Origin of the sequence: Chryseobacterium salivictor, from assembly GCF_004359195.1 — a bacterium.
GTDB classification, from domain to species: domain Bacteria; phylum Bacteroidota; class Bacteroidia; order Flavobacteriales; family Weeksellaceae; genus Kaistella; species Kaistella salivictor.
The window spans coordinates 1,783,824-1,800,964 of sequence record NZ_CP037954.1 but is presented as its reverse complement, the minus strand read 5'-3'; the positions used below and the strand labels follow the sequence as shown (position 1 = coordinate 1,800,964).

Genomic DNA, 17,141 nt, shown 5'->3' with positions numbered 1-17,141 from the left:
CCATTAAAAACAAAAAAAAAGAATGAGGCAAAAAGATCCAGTCTTGACTTTTTTGTTACTTTTTGTGTCAAGACAAAAAGTAAAGAATAAAGAAAAATCAAATTCATTTGCCCCAACCCTAAAGGGAGTGAATTTGATTTTTCAACAAAACTTCGATTTAAAAACGACTTAGGAGATTTTTGCGTTAAAAAAAATGAAGATTTCTTCCCATCCAGGTCTATCAACTATCACTACCTAAAAATCCCCACTGTTCGAGGGCGGCAATAACTTTTAATCGATAACAAATCTTGTTTCCGCCCGAGTTTGGGGATTTTCTAAGAAGAAACCTTCATTTTTTAGCAAAAAGATCCAGTCTTGAACTTTTGGTTCTTTTGTTTCAAGACAAAAGAACGTAAATAAAAAAAGAAATCACCACTGTTCAAGTGGCAAAAAGTACATCCTTTTTGCCAAAAAACCAAAATCAACGCAAAGCTCAGTGGCGCAACCACCAGTTCACACGTTCACTAGTTCACTAGTTCACAAGCCCACAACCCCACCATTCCCCACCCTCTCCTCCCATTTTTCGGAGCTGCCCCATAGATGCTTCATGGATACTTCATGGATAGTTCATGAGTAGTTCATGACAACGCCCACGTAGAAACCGGAACAAACAGCACTTTTCGGCAAATCCGGCATAATCCACCCCATTCCGGAAATAAACGGCGTTATCGGCTAAAAACGGCGCAACCGGCATGAACACTTGCTTTGCATGAATTTTATACCAAATTTTGCCCCGTGATCACAACAGGTTTTAACGGATGTACCTCAACATCTGATTATTAATTTTTAAAAACAAACAAAATGGCAAGACAAAAAGGTATTATTAAATTGAAAGGTACCATGGGGGACATCACCTTCTACCGTACCAAAGACGGCTACATGGCCAGAGAAAAAGGCGGAATCACCGCAGAACGGATGCAGAACGATCCCAGATTCCAGAGAACCCGGGAAAATATGGCAGAATTCGGAAGAGCAGGTAAAGCAGGTAAAGTACTGCGGGCCTCTATTCAGAGTCTGCTCAGAACTTCGGCAGACCGGAGAATGGTCAGTAGATTGACCAAAGAGATGATCAAAGTCATCCAGCTGGATGCGGTCAATCCGCGCGGTTTGCGGAATGTCATCGATGGAGAGGCGGAATTGCTGCTGGGATTCGAATTCAATATCCACGGCAAATTGGAACACTCCATCTCCGCTCCGTTTACCGCTACTTTAGACGGGTTACCGGCGATGCGGTGGTTGAAATTGAACCGTTCATCCCCACGGAAAGCCTCGGAGCACCCGCAGGGAGCACCCATTACAAACTCGTGGCTGCCGCAATGGACATCAATTTCGAAAACGGAACATTTGCTTCCGAAAAGAATGCAACACCCGTGCTACCCATTGATACGGTACTGACCACGGCGGTTCAGCTGAACAACAACCTGCCGGAAAATTCGGTCAACCCGCTCTTTCTGGTGTTCGGAATCAATTTCTATCAGGAAGTCAACGGTACTTTTTACGAGCTGAAAAACGGGGCGTATAATGCCCTGCAGATTGTCAACGTTTCCGGTACCCCATAACCATGGAACTTCAGTTGATCAGAACATGCTATCCCAAAGGAACCAACGGGATCCTGCTCTTCAACGGGACGGAACTCTGCAAAACGGTTGAACTCCCCTGGAAGAACAACCAGCCGCGGGTTTCATGTATTCCGCAGGGAAACTACAGACTGCGCAAACGCTGTAGCCCAAAATTCAAATCCCATTTTGAAGTCATGGAGGTGAAAGACAGGAAATACATCCTCTTCCATGCCGCCAATGATGCCGGCAAAGAACTCAGGGGATGCATCGCACCGGTCACAGAGCATACCGGTGAAGGAAAAGGCAGCGCCTCCAGGGCTGCTTTGCAAAGAATGAAAGACCGCCTTTATCCGCTGATGGATAACGGACACAAAATCACGCTAACCATCAAAAACGCTGAAAAATGAAAAACATCATTCAGAGAGTGCAGGAGCCAACACCCAGATTTTTCCGCAAAATCAGAAATGCAGGCCTCCTGCTCACCGCGGTAAGCGGAGCGGTGCTTACGGCACCGGTCGCTCTGCCGGCGGTGCTCATCACGGCAGCAGGTTATCTGGCCATTGCGGGCGCGATTGCAAGTGCCATCAGCCAGACGGCCGTAAACAGCGAAGGACAGCCATGATGTACTTCGACAGTTCACAGCGCATCAGTGCTTTCAGTGGCATGGCACTCATTGTCCTGATGCAGATTGAAAGCGGGGAAGTCCTCAAAACCGTCGTTTTGGCAGGCCTCGGAGGAATCTCGAGTTACCTCTTCACCCTCGCCGTCAAATTTCTCCTGATCCGTTTCAGAAAGAAATTCAAATAAACCCAAAACGGAACCAGCCTCCCTCCGGGGAGGCTTTTATTAAACATCCTTTAATCAAAAACAGAAAGTAGCTTTCATCAACCACCCGAAGTCTATATCACCATGATTACTATTTTCTATTTTTCAGATGGTCTATTGGAACGATATTTCTATATCTTGTGTGCACTTAATGTGAAAAGAAAATGACAGACAAAGAATTAAATTTCGGCAGAGGATTGATCTTCACCAAACATACTCCGAAAGAAATTTCCCATTTTGACCGGGTTTTTGATGTTTTTAAAGATTTGCTGACCCACACCTCGGGCGATATCGAAGAAGCTTTTGAATGGCTCGACATGCTTGATAAAGAATACGATATTTTTACCGATGAATATACGCTCGCAGATTTTGAAGAAGATCTGAAAAAGCGCGGTTATATCAGGGAAGAAAAAGAGGACAAAGACGGCAACACCGGAACCGGAAAAGGTAAAAATATACTGACCGCCAAACTGGAAGCAGCTTTAAGACAATTTGCTTTGGATCAGATTTTTGGCAAACTCAAAAAAAGCGGTATCGGAAATCACAGCACCAAAAAAGCGGGCGTAGGTGATGAACGCGAAGGCGAACACCGTTCCTTTCAATACGGCGATGATCTGTCAGCCCTCAATATGACCGAAAGTTTAAAAAATTCCCAGATCAATAATGGAATTTCAGATTTGCGTTTAACCGAAGATGACCTCATCGTTGAAGAAACAAAACACAAAGCCCAAATGAGTACCGTGTTGATGATCGATATCAGCCATTCTATGATTCTGTACGGCGAAGACCGGATTACGCCTGCAAAGAAAGTCGCTATGGCTTTGGTGGAATTAATCAAAAGAAAATATCCGAAAGATTCCATTGATATTATCGTTTTCGGAAATGAAGCGTGGCCCATTAAAATCAAAGACCTCCCCTATCTGCAGGTCGGGCCTTATCACACCAATACCGTGGCCGGCCTGGAATTGGCAATGGATATCCTGCGGAGAAAAAGAAATACCAACAAACAGATTTTCATGATCACCGACGGTAAACCAAGTTGCATCAAATTACCAAACGGTGAATTCTACATGAACAGCAACGGTCTCGATCAGATGATTGTTGATCAATGCCTGAATAAAGCCGCACAAGCCAGAAAACTCAAAATCCCGATCACCACTTTTATGATTGCTCAGGATCCTTATCTGCGGAAATTCGTGGACGCTTTTACGGCTCAAAACCAGGGAAAAGCTTTCTTAACAGGACTATCCGGTTTAGGAGAAATGATTTTTGAAGATTATGAGCGGAACAGGATTAAGAGAATATAGTTGATTAACAAATAAATCATTAAGCCACAAAAGTTTTTAGCGGAGTAAAAGCACAAAAAAGCATACTCATTGGAACATCCATTTTTTTGCCCTTTTAATTCACTAAAATTCACACGCATTTCTTTTGTGACTTTTGTGGTTAAACAATAAAATTCCAGCAAACAATTAGAATATATAGAGAATGAAAAAAGAGATCACCTTTAAAGAATTAAAAGATTCCGGCTATACCCACAAAACCATTAATCAGGAAATTCAGGCGAATTTAATTGCCAGGATTAAAGCGAAAGAACCGGTATTCGAAGGTCTTTGGGGTTACGAAGATACTGTAGTTCCACAACTGAAAAAAGCAATTTTAGCCGGACATCACATCAACCTTTTAGGACTTCGCGGACAGGCAAAAACCAAGATTGCGAGAAGCATGGTGAATTTGCTCGATGAATACATGCCGGTTGTAAAAGGTTCTGAAATCAATGACAGTCCTTTTCAACCGATTTCGAAATACGCGCGGGACCTGATTGAAGAACATGGCGACGAAACCATGATTTCCTGGGTGCACCGCTCCGACCGTTTTTTTGAAAAACTGGCAACACCGGATGTGAATGTGGCAGATTTAATTGGCGACATCGATCCCATCAAAGCGGCGACTTTAAAACTCCCCTACTCCGACGAACGCGTTTTGCATTACGGCATGATTCCCCGCGCCAACCGCTGTATATTTGTTTTGAATGAACTGCCGGATTTACAGGCAAGAATCCAGGTTGCTTTGTTTAATATTTTACAGGAAGGCGATATTCAGATTCGGGGTTTTCAGTTGAGAATGCCGCTGGATATTCAGTTTGTCTTTACAGCAAATCCGGAAGATTATACGAACAGAGGAAGTATTGTAACGCCTTTAAAAGACAGAATCGGTTCTCAGATTTTTACCCATTACCCGAAAACCATTGCGCTTGCAAGACAGATTACCGAACAGGAAGCTTTAATTTCTAAAGAGGATAAAGCACAAATTCAAGTTCCAGGTTTAGCCAAAGACCTTTTGGAAGAAGTGGCTTTTGCAGCGCGGGACAGCGAATATGTAGATGCGAAAAGTGGAGTGAGTGCGAGGTTGACCATCAGTGCCATGGAAAACTTAATGGCCGCCGCAAAACTGCGCTTAATAGAATCAGATGCTGAAAAAACGACGGTGCGGTTGCTGGATTTCCTGTCGGTCATTCCGTCGGTCACCGGAAAAATTGAACTGGTTTATGAAGGCGAACAGGAAGGCGCTGACCATGTCGCGAAAATCCTCATTGACAAAGCCGTGATGACACAGTTTGAAATGATTTTCCCCCGAATCCCGAAACTGGAAAAAGAAGGCATCAAAGCGCCATATACCGATGTCATTAAATGGTTTAATAAAAATTCTTTAGAATTAAATTTCGACGATACCGATCAGGAATTCTATGCGAAACTCAACAGCGTAAAACCTCTTTCAGAAATAATCGGCGAGTACGCAGACCAGTTAAGTCCGGAAGATCAAAACTTCTGCAAAGAGCTTATTTTATGGGCTTTGACCATTAATAATAAATTAGACAAGTCAGAAAACGAAAAAGCGTTTACCTTCGATTCTGCCGGAATTGGAAAATACTACAGCAGCTAATTTAAAAGAGATTTCAAACCTGCAATCAACACGAACCTCATTTAAAAAAGATTTAAATGAGGTTTTTCCTTTAAAATATTTTAGCCATCCCTTTCCTGCAAGGAAGCGTCCAGGATTTTTATTCATCGATCTGTTCTCAATCGGTGTCGGAATTACAGAACAATAGCCGGAATGTGAAAAAATCTTCTACACCTCAACAGTTAATCGAAAAATAATTATTAAAATCATAAATAAATATCGAAAAAAAAATACAAAATACAGTAATACAATTGGTATTATTAAAATAAAAACATCAAAATACCATTATTTTTATCAAAATAATATTGTTTATTCAATAAAGAGTGTATCTTTGATGAACTGTAGTGCTTATACTCAGTTTAATTCTTAATAAATGAAAAAATTCATACTTTTGGCAGCTTCGGCTGCATTCATGAGCTTTAATTCACTGGCACAAGCTCAGGCTCCGGTTTTGGGGAGTGCCGCTAACTTTGCACTTTTCTCGACGAATGGCGCAGTATCTAATACCGGCCTTTCTCACCTTACTGGAGATGTAGGCACCAATAACGGGTCAAGCACCAATTTTGGAAACGTAGATGGGGTAATGCATGATTCAGACGGAACGACTATGATCGCCGCTACTGATCTTAACACTGCTTACAACCAGTTAAACGCAGCGATTCCCGACTATTTCCCTTCTCCCCTTTTAGGAAACGGACAGATACTTACTGCCGGAACTTACTCAATCGGAGAAAGTGCAAGTTTAAGCAACACTTTAACACTTGATGGTGGCGGAAATGCCAATTCAGTTTTTATCTTTAAAATTCAGGGAGCTTTATCCTCAGCAGCAGGTGCGCAGGTTTTACTGACCAACGGAGCGCTAGCCTGCAATGTATTTTGGAAAGTTGAAGGCCTTGTTGACCTTGCCACGAACACTGCAATGAAAGGTACCATCGTAGCAAATAACGCAGCCATTATTCTTAATTCCGGTGCTTCACTCGAAGGCCGTGCACTTTCGACAACAGGCGCTGTTACCGTATCGGGAGTTACCGTAAGAAAGCCGGTTGGCTGCGGATCAAAGGTACTTACAGGCCCGGCTCAACCGCCGTTAGGCACTGTTGTCTGTTACACAGTATTCACCGGAAACGGTTCATTAACCAATACAGGAATCACTTATATAACAGGTGATGTTGGAACCAATGTAGGACTTACCACAGGTTTTGAAGCTACGAAAGTAAACGGCACGATCCATCTTATGCCGGATACTTCTACCGCTAAAGCTTCATTAGATCTTAATAATGCATATACTTTCCTCAACACGCTTCCTACAGATATTCAACTGCTTTATCCTGCAGCGTTCGGACAGGATCTGGTACTGACTCCGCATACTTACGAAATGAATGCAGCCACTGTACTTAACGGAAAAGTGACCCTTAATGCGCAGAATAACCCCAATGCAGTTTTTGTCATCAAAATTAACGGCGCTTTGTCTACAAGTACTTATGCTTCCGTAGAACTCATCAACCAGGCGCAGGCGAAAAACGTTTTCTGGAAAGTGGACGGCGCAGTGAACATCAATGATTACTCGAAATTTAAAGGTTCAGTTATTGGAAACAATGGTGCTGTTATCATTAATAAAGGTGTTGAGATTGAAGGCCGTGTATTGAGTACGAGTGGCGGAATTTCTACTTTTGGAATCAATGCACAGATGACTTCCGGTTGTGAACTTCTAGGAACCATTTCCACTACTGTTACAGCCAAGGAAGCTCAGCTTTTCCCCAATCCTTTCTCCAATGTTTTAAACATAAAAATGGAGGACTTAGACGGAGGATCCACACTGACCATTTTCAATACAGCGGGCGCTAAAGTAATGCAAACTGTTCTGTCACAAAAAACAAGTTCATTACCAATGAATCTTCCTGTAGGCGTTTATTTTTACCAGTTAACCGGTAAAAACGGAGCCAAACAGAGTGGGAAATTAATTTCCAAACCGTAAAATCTTTTCTTTATATCAGTAAACCCTGCCGTCTCGGTGGGGTTTTTTATTTGGCCGCCTTTTTCCGTCCGGAATTTATATTGAGCCTGTCGAAGTACTCCCGCTTTTTTTATTGGTGACTGAGCGGAGCCGAAGTCACCGATAAAAAAAAGCTCCACTCAGGCCGGGCCGCAGATTTCCCTGTACAATAAAAATTAATTTTTAAATTACAGACCGCAAAATTTTCATTGCAAAAAGCGCTTTCCGTATCTTTGAAAATTGTGAGCAAGTATCGAAAAAGATTCGCGAAAGGATGGGTATTCAGCAGCTCCCGTTATCGAAATAAAGAAGATGGAAAAAGAAAAAATCAGTTTTACGGTGTGCCCGGAATGCAAAGCATCGGGCAAATTAAAGCGCAGAATAAAAAAGAGTATCCGGCTTCGGTATCAGTCGGAATTAGAAAACTTTAAAAAAAATAATTCCGGAGAAATACCGCCGGTCCGCCCGGAAGCTTCCCTTTATATTTGTCCAAACTGTTCCGGCTCCGGAATTATTCCCTCAGAACACTTTCCCGTTCCGGATATTGAAAACTATCCGCACGTTGCCATTATTGGGGGCGGAATTGGCGGGGTTGCGCTTGCCGTAGCGTGTCTGCACCGCGGAATTCCATTTACCCTTTACGAGCGCGACAAAAGTTTTGATGAACGGTCTCAAGGTTACGGATTAACGCTGCAACAGGCGAGCAAAGCCATCGAAGGTTTTGGCATTTTCAATTTGGAAAAAGGCGTCGTTTCCACCCGCCATCTGGTTCATACGCCCGAAGGAAAAATCGTTGGCGAATGGGGAATGCGAAAATGGCTGGAAACAGACGCCAACGCAAAAACTTCGCCGAAACGCACCAATATCCACATCGCCCGACAGTCTCTGCGCTTAGCACTACTCGGCCAACTTGGCGGAAAAAAAATGATACAATGGAACCATCAACTCCTCGGTTTTAAAGAAAATAAAGAAGGCGGAATCGACCTCCACTTTCAGGTCGGTGGAAAAACAGAAACCGCAAAAGCCGGTCTTCTCGTCGGAGCCGACGGCATCCGCAGTGTTGTCCGGAATCTGTTGATTGGCGAAGAAATTTCTCCGTTGCGCTACCTCGACTGTATTGTGATTTTGGGCATTTGTCCTTTGTCAGCGCTCGAAAATATTGAAAGTTCTTTGCTGGATTCCGCGACGGTCTTCCAAACCGCCAATGGTAACGAAAGAATTTACATGATGCCATATGATTCCGACTCCGTCATGTGGCAACTGAGTTTTCCCATGCCGGAAAATGAAGCGAAAGAATTGAGCGCAAAAGGTCCGCAAGCATTGAAAGCAGAGGCGTTGCGCAGAACGCAGTGGCACGCTCCGATTCCACAGATTGTCGCAGCAACTTCAGAAACGCAGATTTCCGGTTATCCTGTTTATGATCGGGCATTGCTCACGCCAGAATTATTGCAGAAAGCCGGAAACGCAACATTAATCGGCGATGCGGCACATCCAATGAGTCCTTTCAAAGGACAGGGCGCAAACCAGGCGCTGTTAGATGCCCTTTCTTTAGCCCGTGAAATTTTCAAAAATTGCAAACCCTCATCTCACTGGCGGGAAAAAGGGATTCGCGAAACGGCTTTAGCAAAATACGAAACAGAAATGCTCACCCGCAGCGCCACGAAAGTGGAAGATTCCGCCGCCGCTGCGCAGTTTCTGCATTCTGAGATTGCTTTGTATGAAGGGGATGAACCGAGAGGGAGGGTTTTGAAGAGAGGGGATTTGTAGGGGTTTTATTCTTTAAGTTTATTTGAATATTTGCAGAATTAAACAACATGTTTCAAAGTACGGTTTTACAAAAAGGAATTAACCGACCGCTCGTCTGAAAAATATTTGTAATGAATAAAGTTTTAATCAACACCGACGTCATTCTTGATTTTCTGTTTGATAGAAAACAATTCGCAGAAGATGCCGCCCAAATCGTCACCTGATGTGAAAATGGAAAAATTCAGGGTTTTGTAACCTCAATCATGTTGAGCAATATTTATTACCTGCTCAGAAAAACTTCAAAATATGAAAAAGTGATTGAACATCTAAAAATGTTAATGAATATTGTTGATGTTTTAACGACCAATAAAGATGCAGTTTTAGAAGCTTTACACTCAGAATTCAACTACAAAACAAGCAATTTAGCAATAATGGAACCTGAAACTTCCGTCAACCTTGTCAAGTTTTCTAAACCTTAAGAATGTTAAATTCACTTTCCTCCGCTCCTCAAAGTCTCCGACTTTGAGGATCTCATTTTAAAAACCAACTTGCTTAAATTTACGCCCATAAATCAAAAAGCACAATCTCCTTAGAAATTGTGCTTTTTAATTTATAAAAACAAACGGAAATTATTCCGCCATCGCTTCCCCATTTTTTCGGTAAATGTATTTTCCGTAGATATGTCTTCTCGCAAAACGGCTCGGAGAATCTGTATTCACCATTTTGATTTAGGTATTTCTTGGAACGCCGATATATTCAAACATCTTACCGTTGAAATGCTGAACTTTTAAAATTTGTTTTTCAAAATAATAACATCAGTAATCCAATATATCAGACACTTTCCATTATAATATTGGCTTGCCATATCTCAATCAAAGGAAACCCATTTAAAACCGCTTCAGAATTTGACATTTCTTTTCAGTCTTAAAATTACCCTGAATTAAAAAAAAACAGAAGGGTGAAATAAATTGCAAAAAAAAAACAAACACACAACAAATATGTTGTACATTTACAATAGATATGTTGCAAAATGACAGATAAAACTTTAAAAACAATTCCATTTAATACTAAAAAAAGTATTAGAAAAGCTGCTGGCAGGAACGCAGGTTTGAAATCATGGAAAATTAATTCCGGTGGAAAACTCTTTACATGGTCTAACAAAATGGAGCGCGTTGACATTATCCGGCAAGGCATCCCCTACTCGTCAATTGAATTGATAAGTGACCGATTAGACCGTCCGGTTAAAACAGTGTTAGCAATGGTAGGCATCCCCCAAACAACCTATAATAAGAAAAAAGGTGAAGAATCTTTGCTCGACAGCAGAGACAGCGAATTAATCCTAATGATTACTGAACTACTCGATTATGGTTTAGAGGTTTTTAATGATGAAAAAGAAAAGTTTCAACGATGGCTGAAGAAACCAAACCTGTCATTAGGTGGCAATTCACCAGAAAGCCTATTGGATACCACCACCGGCATTGATGAGGTAAACTATGCTCTGAACAGAATTGAATTCGGAAATTTCGCCTAATGAAAGTGTACAGAGTTGAAAGAGAAAAATATTTAAAAACCACCCTTTCGGGAACTGGTGCATCAATGTCAAAAGGATACCGGTGGAACAGTTTAAATACCAAAGTCGTGTATACTGCCGAAAGCAGAGCATTAGCAACATTAGAAGTCTCTGTACATTTAGATTTGTCTGAAGACTTACCAAATGACCGGTTTTATGTAGAGATCGACATTCCAAGCGACATTACAATTCTGGAAGTTAAAATTGAAGATCTCCCGGACGACTGGAATTCCAAACCACCAACGCTAACCACGCAAACAATCGGCGATGACTTCGTGTCTGAAAACAGCGCAGTCATCTTAAAAGTCCCAAGCAGTATAGTTCCGCAAGAATACAATTACCTTATCAATCCCAATCATCCTGATTCAAAAAAGATTAAAGTTACCGCTAAAACTCCAATGGCATTTGACTCTCGTTTTAAAAAACATTAATATGAAAGTTTTTTTTGCTTTGTAAAAAAAATTGATACTTTTTTTCAGAAGGAAAAGTCTTCTGACTTTCTTCCGCAAAGTTTTCATTTGAAAATCTCTTTTAAAACAACAACTTACTGATATCCTAACTAAAAATAAAGCACAATTTCTTCCCGAAACTGTGCTTTTTAAATTTTAAAAACGAACAGAAGTTACTCCCCCATCGCTTCACCGTTTTTTCGGTAAATGTATTTTCCGTAGATATGTCTTCTCGCAAAACGGCTCGGAGAATCTGAATTCCTCCGCTCCGCAAAGTCTCCGACTTTGAGGATCTCATTTTAAAAACCAACTTGCTTAAATTTACGCCCATAAATCAAAAAGCACAATCTCCTTAGAAATTGTGCTTTTTAAATTTTAAAAACGAACGGAAATTACTCCGCCATCGCTTCACCGTTTTTTCGGTAAATGTATTTTCCGTAGATATGTCTTCTCGCAAAACGGCTCGGAGAATCTGAATTCACCATTTTGATGTAGGTATTTCTTGGAACGCCGATATATTCAAACATCTTACCGTTGAAATGCTGAACTTTCAAAATTGATTTTTCGTAATAAAAATCCTGAATAATTGAACTGGAAATGGTTTCCGTATATTCTTCTTTGTATTTTTCCTGCGTTTCCGGATTGATGCTCACCAAAAAATGATAGGCTTCAATGACGGATTTGCTTTTTTCTTCGGCCTCCAGTTTTCCGGCTTCGTCATTCACGAATTTATCAGGATGCGCATCTTTCATCGTATTTCTGTAAACCGTTTTCAAGTCTTTTAAAGTCGCGGATTTTTCAACCCCAAGAAGCTTTCTGTGCTCGCCAATTCTTTTCATAAGTAAATCAATATTTCGGGGTGCAAAATTAAGCTATTTTAATTTAAAAATAATGGCTTAATTAAATGAATATCAAATAATTTGCAAAGCCTTTACATCATTGAAATTTCGCCCGGAAAGCCTGAAAAGTTTTTACGGAGAGCATATTCAAAAATAATGACCCGAAAAAACAGTATTCATTAAACCAATCATTCAAAACCCGGAATCCGGAATGCAAAGAACCGATTGTTTCGTACCCCGAAATCGCAAACCGGAAACTTGGAACTCCTGCCTCAAATCCCTACCTTTGCCTCTTAAAATTTGCAAGAAAATGAACGCTTTTATTGAAGAACTGAAATGGCGCGGCCTGTTTGCCGACATGATGCCGGGAACCGAAGAACAACTGAATAAGGAAATGACGACGGCCTATATCGGCTTCGATCCTACCGCAGATTCGTTGCATATCGGAAGTTTGATTCCAATCAAAGTTCTTGCACATTATCAGCAACACGGTCATAAACCCATCGCTTTGGTGGGCGGCGCAACAGGAATGATCGGTGATCCTTCGGGAAAATCCAACGAAAGAAATGCTTTGGATGAGGAAACGCTGAACCATTATGTAGAATGTTTGAAAGGGCAGTTATCCCGGTTTTTAAACTTTGATGGTACCGAAGCGAACAGTGCAGAACTGGTCAACAATTACGATTGGATGAAAGAAATTTCTTTCCTGGATTTCATTCGCGATATCGGTAAAAATATTACCGTGAATTACATGATGGCGAAGGAATCGGTGAAGAAAAGAATCACCGGCGAAGGCGGCGCAGAAGGAATGAGCTTTACTGAATTCTCTTACCAGCTGTTGCAGGGTTACGATTTCCTGCATTTATACAAAACAAAAAATATAAAACTCCAGATGGGCGGTTCTGATCAGTGGGGAAATATCACCACAGGAACAGAACTGATCCGCAGAAAAGTTCAGGGTGAAGCTTTTGCTTTAACCGTTCCCCTCATCACCAAAGCCGACGGTTCCAAATTCGGAAAATCGGAAGCGGGAGAAAATTACTGGTTGGATGCAAAAAGAACTTCCCCCTATAAATTCTACCAGTTCTGGGTAAATGCAACGGATGCAGACGCTGAAAGATTCATTAAATTCTATACTTTTTTAAGCAAAGAAGAAATAGAAGCTTTGATTGCAGAGCATCAAACGGCGCCACATGAGAGAAAATTACAGAAAAAACTGGCGGAAGAAGTGACGGTTTGGGTTCACAGCCGTGAAGAATTCGAAAAAGCAGTGAAAGCTTCAGAGATTTTATTCGGACGCTCGACCGCAGAAGATCTGGTAAATCTGGATGAAGCCACTTTTCTGGAAGTTTTCGAAGGAGTTCCGCAAAAAGAAATTTCAAAAGCTGAAGTACTTGGAAGCAATGTGATCGATTTAATCTCTGAAAAATCAGGTTTCCTGAAATCAAAAGGAGAAGCCAAAAGAGAACTGACAGGCAACGCCATTTCCATTAATAAAGAAAAAGTAAGCGAAACTTTTGAGGTTAGCGAAAAAGATCTGATCGACGGAAAATTCCTTTTATTACAAAAAGGCAAAAAGAATTATTTTATCGTGAAAGGGGTTTAACGTATAAACCAGCCAAAATTTAACAGTATTTTGTGAAAGCCGGAGCATTTCCGGCTTTCATCTTTATTGATTTCACCGTACCTTTGCCCCTAATTTTATTTATGACTATTCTTATTTTCATCATCGTCCTTTGGTATTCGGGACTGTTTTTTCAAACTTTTTTCCTGCACCGATATGCAGCGCATCAATCCTTTAAAATGTCAAAATTTGGCGAGAAACTGTGCTTTATTTTAACGTGGGTTACACAGGGATCCAATTACCTTTCCGCTTATGGGTACGGCGTTATGCACAGAATGCACCACGCTTTTGCGGACACCGAAAAAGATCCGCATTCCCCAAAATACGACGATAATCTGTTTTCAATGATGTGGCGTACGAAGAAAATCTATGCCGATATCAACAGTCAGAAAGCGATTATCGAAGAAAAATTCACCAAGAACGTTCCTCAATGGGAAAGTTTCGACAAGTTCGCAAGTTCCTGGGGATCCAGAATTGGTTGGGCAATTGCTTACACCGCTTTCTTTTACTTCTTCGCAACCGCTTGGTGGCAATGGATTTTACTTCCTGTTGCCTACATGATGGCGCCGATTCACGGCGTAATTATCAATTGGTTTGCGCATATTTACGGTTATACGAACTTTAAAGTTTCTGATACGTCTAAAAATCTTTTCCGTTTCGACTGGTTAATGATGGGCGAAGGCTATCATAACAATCACCACAAACACGGTGGCAGAGCCAACTTCGGTGGCGTGAGATGGCATGAAATCGATGTGACGTATTACATTATGATTCTTCTGCACAAAATGAAACTCATCAAACTGAATCCGGTAGCGGTCGTAAAAAGAGACCATTAAATAGAGAAACCGTCCCGTCAAATAATGACGGGACGGTTTTTTTTTATGAGTTTTCCAACAGTAACATCTTCCAAATCTTCCAGTAAGTCCATAATTTTATTAAATTCTTCCGCAAAAATAACCACTAAAGTTTCATTTCCTTTAGCATCTTTAATATACTGTGGATGTAAAACCATCATCACTTATAAGTTTAAAGTTTATATTTATTTCAAGATAACTGGAGTTTGAAATACATCAGCTCCCATTACACTAAATAAATATACGAACATTTTACTTCTTGACATCAGAATTAAACAGTGCAATTTCCGGTTCTAATTGCTGCACAAAACCAATGAGAAAAGGCAGTTCCTCTATATCTTTATCAATGAGGAACCCGTTATAAGTAAGGACATCAAGATCGATTTCCCGCGGCGCATTTTTGTTATCAGACCGTACTCTGCCTAATATCGCTTCGATCTGTTTTAAATGCATCTTCAGTTCAGGGAGACTTTTTTTGGTGTTGATCAGAACAGCGCCATTCAGAAATTCCGGTTGCTCCTCAAATTTTAACGGTTTTGTTTTAATAAACGCTGTGCGTTTCATGATAAATCCAATTTCCTGAAGATGACTTAAAGCTTTGGTGAAATTCTGTTCGGAATCAATATTGGATCCCAAAGCCACAACCGCAGTATGGTACCGGTCTTTACCGTCGATTTCGACCAGAACATTATCGGCAAAACGCAGCGCATGAGGTTTTTCCACTTTCACCTGAATCTCCTGAAGTTCGGCACCTGAAGATTGAATAAAAGCATATATTTTCTCCGCCAGGGTTTCGATGAGGTGAAAACTTTTATGATCCACAAAATCGATAATCTCTTTGGTGATCTTTTTATAATCCACCGCATTCTGAACATTATCTGTTTTGGCAGCCAACGAAGTATCATATTTAAAGGAATAAGAAATAATGATGTCCTGTAGTTTTTCGGTTTCCCAATCGATGAACCCGATAAATGCCCGCAGCCGCAGATTTTCTACCCGGACTGTTGATAATTTAGGATGATAGAGTGCTCCCATATTTTATTTTAAATTTTTTTTAGGATTTATTTTTAAAACAAATGCCTTTGATTTGTGTTTTGTATTTTAATTGATAACACTTATTCTTTCATTCCTGCAAATATCTGCGAAATAATTTTCATTTTAGACCAAATGCTCGCCACCGTCAATATATAAAATTTGTCCGGTGAAGAATTTACTGTCCAAAATAAACTGAACCGCTTTTAAAATCTCCTCTAAATTACCAATTGTTTTTAAAGGAATATTCTCAGCCAAATTTAACAGGTAACTTTCATCTTTCCCTTCCGGAGGCAGAATCAGTCCAGGTGCAATTCCGTTGACTCTGATATTTGGCGCGAGTTCTACCGCAGAAATCCCGGTAAAATCCTTCAGTAATTTTTTACTCAAAATATAATCGAGGTGAACCGTACTGTTTTTGGCCACTTTGGTATCAACGAAATTAATGATATTTCCCGTCCCAAAAACATTCGCAAATGCTTTGGTTAGAAGATAAGGATTTTTAAAATTGATGGTCATTTCTTTATCGAACAGCGCACTTCCCTGATCTTTAAAATTCGAAGGAATAAAATCTGAGGCACAGTTCACTAAAATTTCGATGCTGATTTCCTTTTCTTTTAATTCTGTAAATATTTGATCGAAATCATTGTCTTTCAAAAAATTAATCTGCAGCAATTCTACCTCCACGCTGTTGGGTAAAGATAGAATTTCATCTTTTACTTTTTGGGCTTTTTCTACAGAGGAATTATAATGCAACACCAAATTGTAGCCTTGTTTGGCAAGATGAATGGCGACCGCTTTTCCGATCCGGTCGGCGCTGCCGGTTACAAGAGCATAATTTTTCATATTTGTTTTTTTGACTCAATAATGCTCAAGTCAGATCTTTTAACTTGAGCGCAATAAATTTAATAAATAAAAATCGGTTTAGAAACCTTCTTTCACGATAAATTCTTCGGATATTCCTAATGTTTTTAAATGGCTTTCAACCGCTGTCATCATTGGTGGCGGACCGCAGAGGTAGTAATATTTTAAATTTTCTTCCGCATATTTTTTAATGAATTCTGCAGAGATATAGCCATGTTCATACCCTTCTAAATTTTCATCGGAAAGAATATTGATGAAATTTTTCCCGAGCATTGATGCAAATCGCTCTTCTAAAATAATATCTGCTTTTGCCTTATTGGCGAAAAGAAGTTTGTTTCCGTCAATTTTATTTTGCTTTTCCAGGTTTTTCAAAATCGCAATAAATGGCGTTACTCCTGCACCACCTGCAATGAAAATTCCTGGGCCTTTATAATAAATATCGCCAAAAGGTTTATAAATAAGAACCTCATCTCCGGGTTTTGAAGAAAGAAGCTCATTGGTTACTCCTTTACGTTCGGGATAAGTTTTGATGGTAAATTCGATCTGGTCATCTTCAGGAAGAGAGGTAAAGGTGAAACAGTTTTTCTTTTCGCTCCAGCCGGGTTTATTAAGAGAAATATCAACCGCCTGTCCGGGGATATAAGTCAGCCCTTCCGGTTTTTCAAGTACGATGTGCAGAACATCATGAGTAAGATGTTCAACCGCTTTAATGGTAGTTAATTGTGACATGATTCCTTGTTTAGGATTATAAATATACGATAAAATTTTTTCGCAAATGTTTCATTT

At 40.5% G+C, this 17,141-nt stretch carries 19 protein-coding genes; 14 read left to right on the top strand and 5 right to left on the bottom strand.

Going from position 1 to position 17,141, the window contains the following annotated elements; genetic code table 11:
* The first annotated feature begins 840 nt into the window (after positions 1-840).
* The 12 genes from NBC122_RS08325 (at position 841) to NBC122_RS08265 (ending at position 11,124) form a co-directional block, all read left to right on the top strand.
* Positions 841-1,434: a hypothetical protein gene (locus NBC122_RS08325; protein WP_317127505.1), complete on the top strand. Its 594-nt coding sequence runs from the start codon at positions 841-843 to the stop codon at positions 1,432-1,434.
* Entirely contained in the window at positions 1,410-1,598 is a 189-nt protein-coding gene (locus tag NBC122_RS14690) for a hypothetical protein (protein WP_317127504.1), read from the top strand. The genes NBC122_RS08325 and NBC122_RS14690 overlap by 25 nt, the downstream gene beginning before the upstream one ends.
* A gap of 2 nt (positions 1,599-1,600) precedes the next feature.
* Positions 1,601-2,005, top strand: coding sequence for a DUF5675 family protein (locus NBC122_RS08320; protein ID WP_133439932.1), 405 nt, complete (start codon positions 1,601-1,603; stop codon positions 2,003-2,005).
* The gene (locus NBC122_RS08315; protein WP_133439931.1) at positions 2,002-2,220 is read left to right on the top strand and encodes a hypothetical protein; all 219 of its coding nucleotides are present in this window, start codon (positions 2,002-2,004) and stop codon (positions 2,218-2,220) included. Before NBC122_RS08320 ends, NBC122_RS08315 begins: the two co-directional genes overlap by 4 nt.
* Positions 2,217-2,405, top strand: coding sequence for a hypothetical protein (locus tag NBC122_RS08310; protein ID WP_133439930.1), 189 nt, complete (start codon positions 2,217-2,219; stop codon positions 2,403-2,405). Before NBC122_RS08315 ends, NBC122_RS08310 begins: the two co-directional genes overlap by 4 nt.
* Before the next feature lie 182 nt (positions 2,406-2,587).
* A complete protein-coding gene (locus tag NBC122_RS08305; protein ID WP_133439929.1) occupies positions 2,588-3,730 on the top strand; it encodes a vWA domain-containing protein in 1,143 nt (380 codons plus the stop codon).
* A 181-nt stretch (positions 3,731-3,911) separates the two neighbouring features.
* The gene (locus NBC122_RS08300; RefSeq protein WP_133439928.1) at positions 3,912-5,366 is read left to right on the top strand and encodes a sigma 54-interacting transcriptional regulator; all 1,455 of its coding nucleotides are present in this window, start codon (positions 3,912-3,914) and stop codon (positions 5,364-5,366) included.
* Between the two features lie 391 nt (positions 5,367-5,757).
* Positions 5,758-7,359 carry an ice-binding family protein gene (locus NBC122_RS08290; RefSeq protein WP_133439926.1) on the top strand — a complete coding sequence of 534 codons (1,602 nt, stop codon included), beginning with the start codon at positions 5,758-5,760 and terminating at the stop codon, positions 7,357-7,359.
* A gap of 330 nt (positions 7,360-7,689) precedes the next feature.
* On the top strand, positions 7,690-9,144 hold the full coding sequence (locus NBC122_RS08285; RefSeq protein ID WP_133439925.1) for an FAD-dependent monooxygenase: 1,455 nt from the start codon (positions 7,690-7,692) through the stop codon (positions 9,142-9,144).
* Between the two features lie 242 nt (positions 9,145-9,386).
* Complete coding sequence (locus tag NBC122_RS14555; protein WP_246012294.1) at positions 9,387-9,602, top strand: hypothetical protein; 216 nt, start codon at positions 9,387-9,389, stop codon at positions 9,600-9,602.
* Between the two features lie 551 nt (positions 9,603-10,153).
* The gene (parS, locus tag NBC122_RS08270) at positions 10,154-10,654 is read left to right on the top strand and encodes a type II RES/Xre toxin-antitoxin system antitoxin (protein ID WP_133439924.1); all 501 of its coding nucleotides are present in this window, start codon (positions 10,154-10,156) and stop codon (positions 10,652-10,654) included.
* Entirely contained in the window at positions 10,654-11,124 is a 471-nt protein-coding gene (locus tag NBC122_RS08265; RefSeq protein WP_133439923.1) for an RES family NAD+ phosphorylase, read from the top strand. The genes parS and NBC122_RS08265 overlap by 1 nt, the downstream gene beginning before the upstream one ends.
* A gap of 410 nt (positions 11,125-11,534) precedes the next feature.
* Here NBC122_RS08265 and NBC122_RS08255 read toward each other — a convergent pair whose 3' ends face one another.
* The gene (locus NBC122_RS08255; RefSeq protein ID WP_133439922.1) at positions 11,535-11,981 is read right to left on the bottom strand and encodes a KTSC domain-containing protein; all 447 of its coding nucleotides are present in this window, start codon (positions 11,979-11,981) and stop codon (positions 11,535-11,537) included.
* Between the two features lie 310 nt (positions 11,982-12,291).
* On the opposite strand from NBC122_RS08255, the gene tyrS reads away from it, so the two are divergent.
* Together tyrS and NBC122_RS08245 are read left to right on the top strand one after the other, a co-directional pair.
* Positions 12,292-13,587, top strand: a complete 1,296-nt coding sequence (tyrS, locus tag NBC122_RS08250; RefSeq protein ID WP_133439921.1) for a tyrosine--tRNA ligase — start codon at positions 12,292-12,294, stop codon at positions 13,585-13,587.
* A gap of 101 nt (positions 13,588-13,688) precedes the next feature.
* Entirely contained in the window at positions 13,689-14,441 is a 753-nt protein-coding gene (locus NBC122_RS08245) for an acyl-CoA desaturase (RefSeq protein WP_133439920.1), read from the top strand.
* Positions 14,442-14,458: 17 nt separating this feature from the next.
* Here the strand turns inward: NBC122_RS08245 and NBC122_RS14365 are convergent, their stop codons facing one another.
* The 4 genes from NBC122_RS14365 to NBC122_RS08230 all read right to left on the bottom strand — a co-directional run bounded on the left by NBC122_RS14365 (position 14,459) and on the right by NBC122_RS08230 (position 17,084).
* Positions 14,459-14,620, bottom strand: coding sequence for a hypothetical protein (locus tag NBC122_RS14365; protein ID WP_165983206.1), 162 nt, complete (start codon positions 14,618-14,620; stop codon positions 14,459-14,461).
* 91 nt (positions 14,621-14,711) lie between these two features.
* Positions 14,712-15,494, bottom strand: coding sequence for a 2-amino-4-hydroxy-6-hydroxymethyldihydropteridine diphosphokinase (gene folK / locus NBC122_RS08240; RefSeq protein ID WP_133439919.1), 783 nt, complete (start codon positions 15,492-15,494; stop codon positions 14,712-14,714).
* A gap of 123 nt (positions 15,495-15,617) precedes the next feature.
* Positions 15,618-16,337 carry an SDR family oxidoreductase gene (locus NBC122_RS08235; RefSeq protein ID WP_133439918.1) on the bottom strand — a complete coding sequence of 240 codons (720 nt, stop codon included), beginning with the start codon at positions 16,335-16,337 and terminating at the stop codon, positions 15,618-15,620.
* A 78-nt stretch (positions 16,338-16,415) separates the two neighbouring features.
* A complete protein-coding gene (locus NBC122_RS08230; protein ID WP_133439917.1) occupies positions 16,416-17,084 on the bottom strand; it encodes an FAD-binding oxidoreductase in 669 nt (222 codons plus the stop codon).
* Positions 17,085-17,141 lie beyond the last annotated feature (57 nt).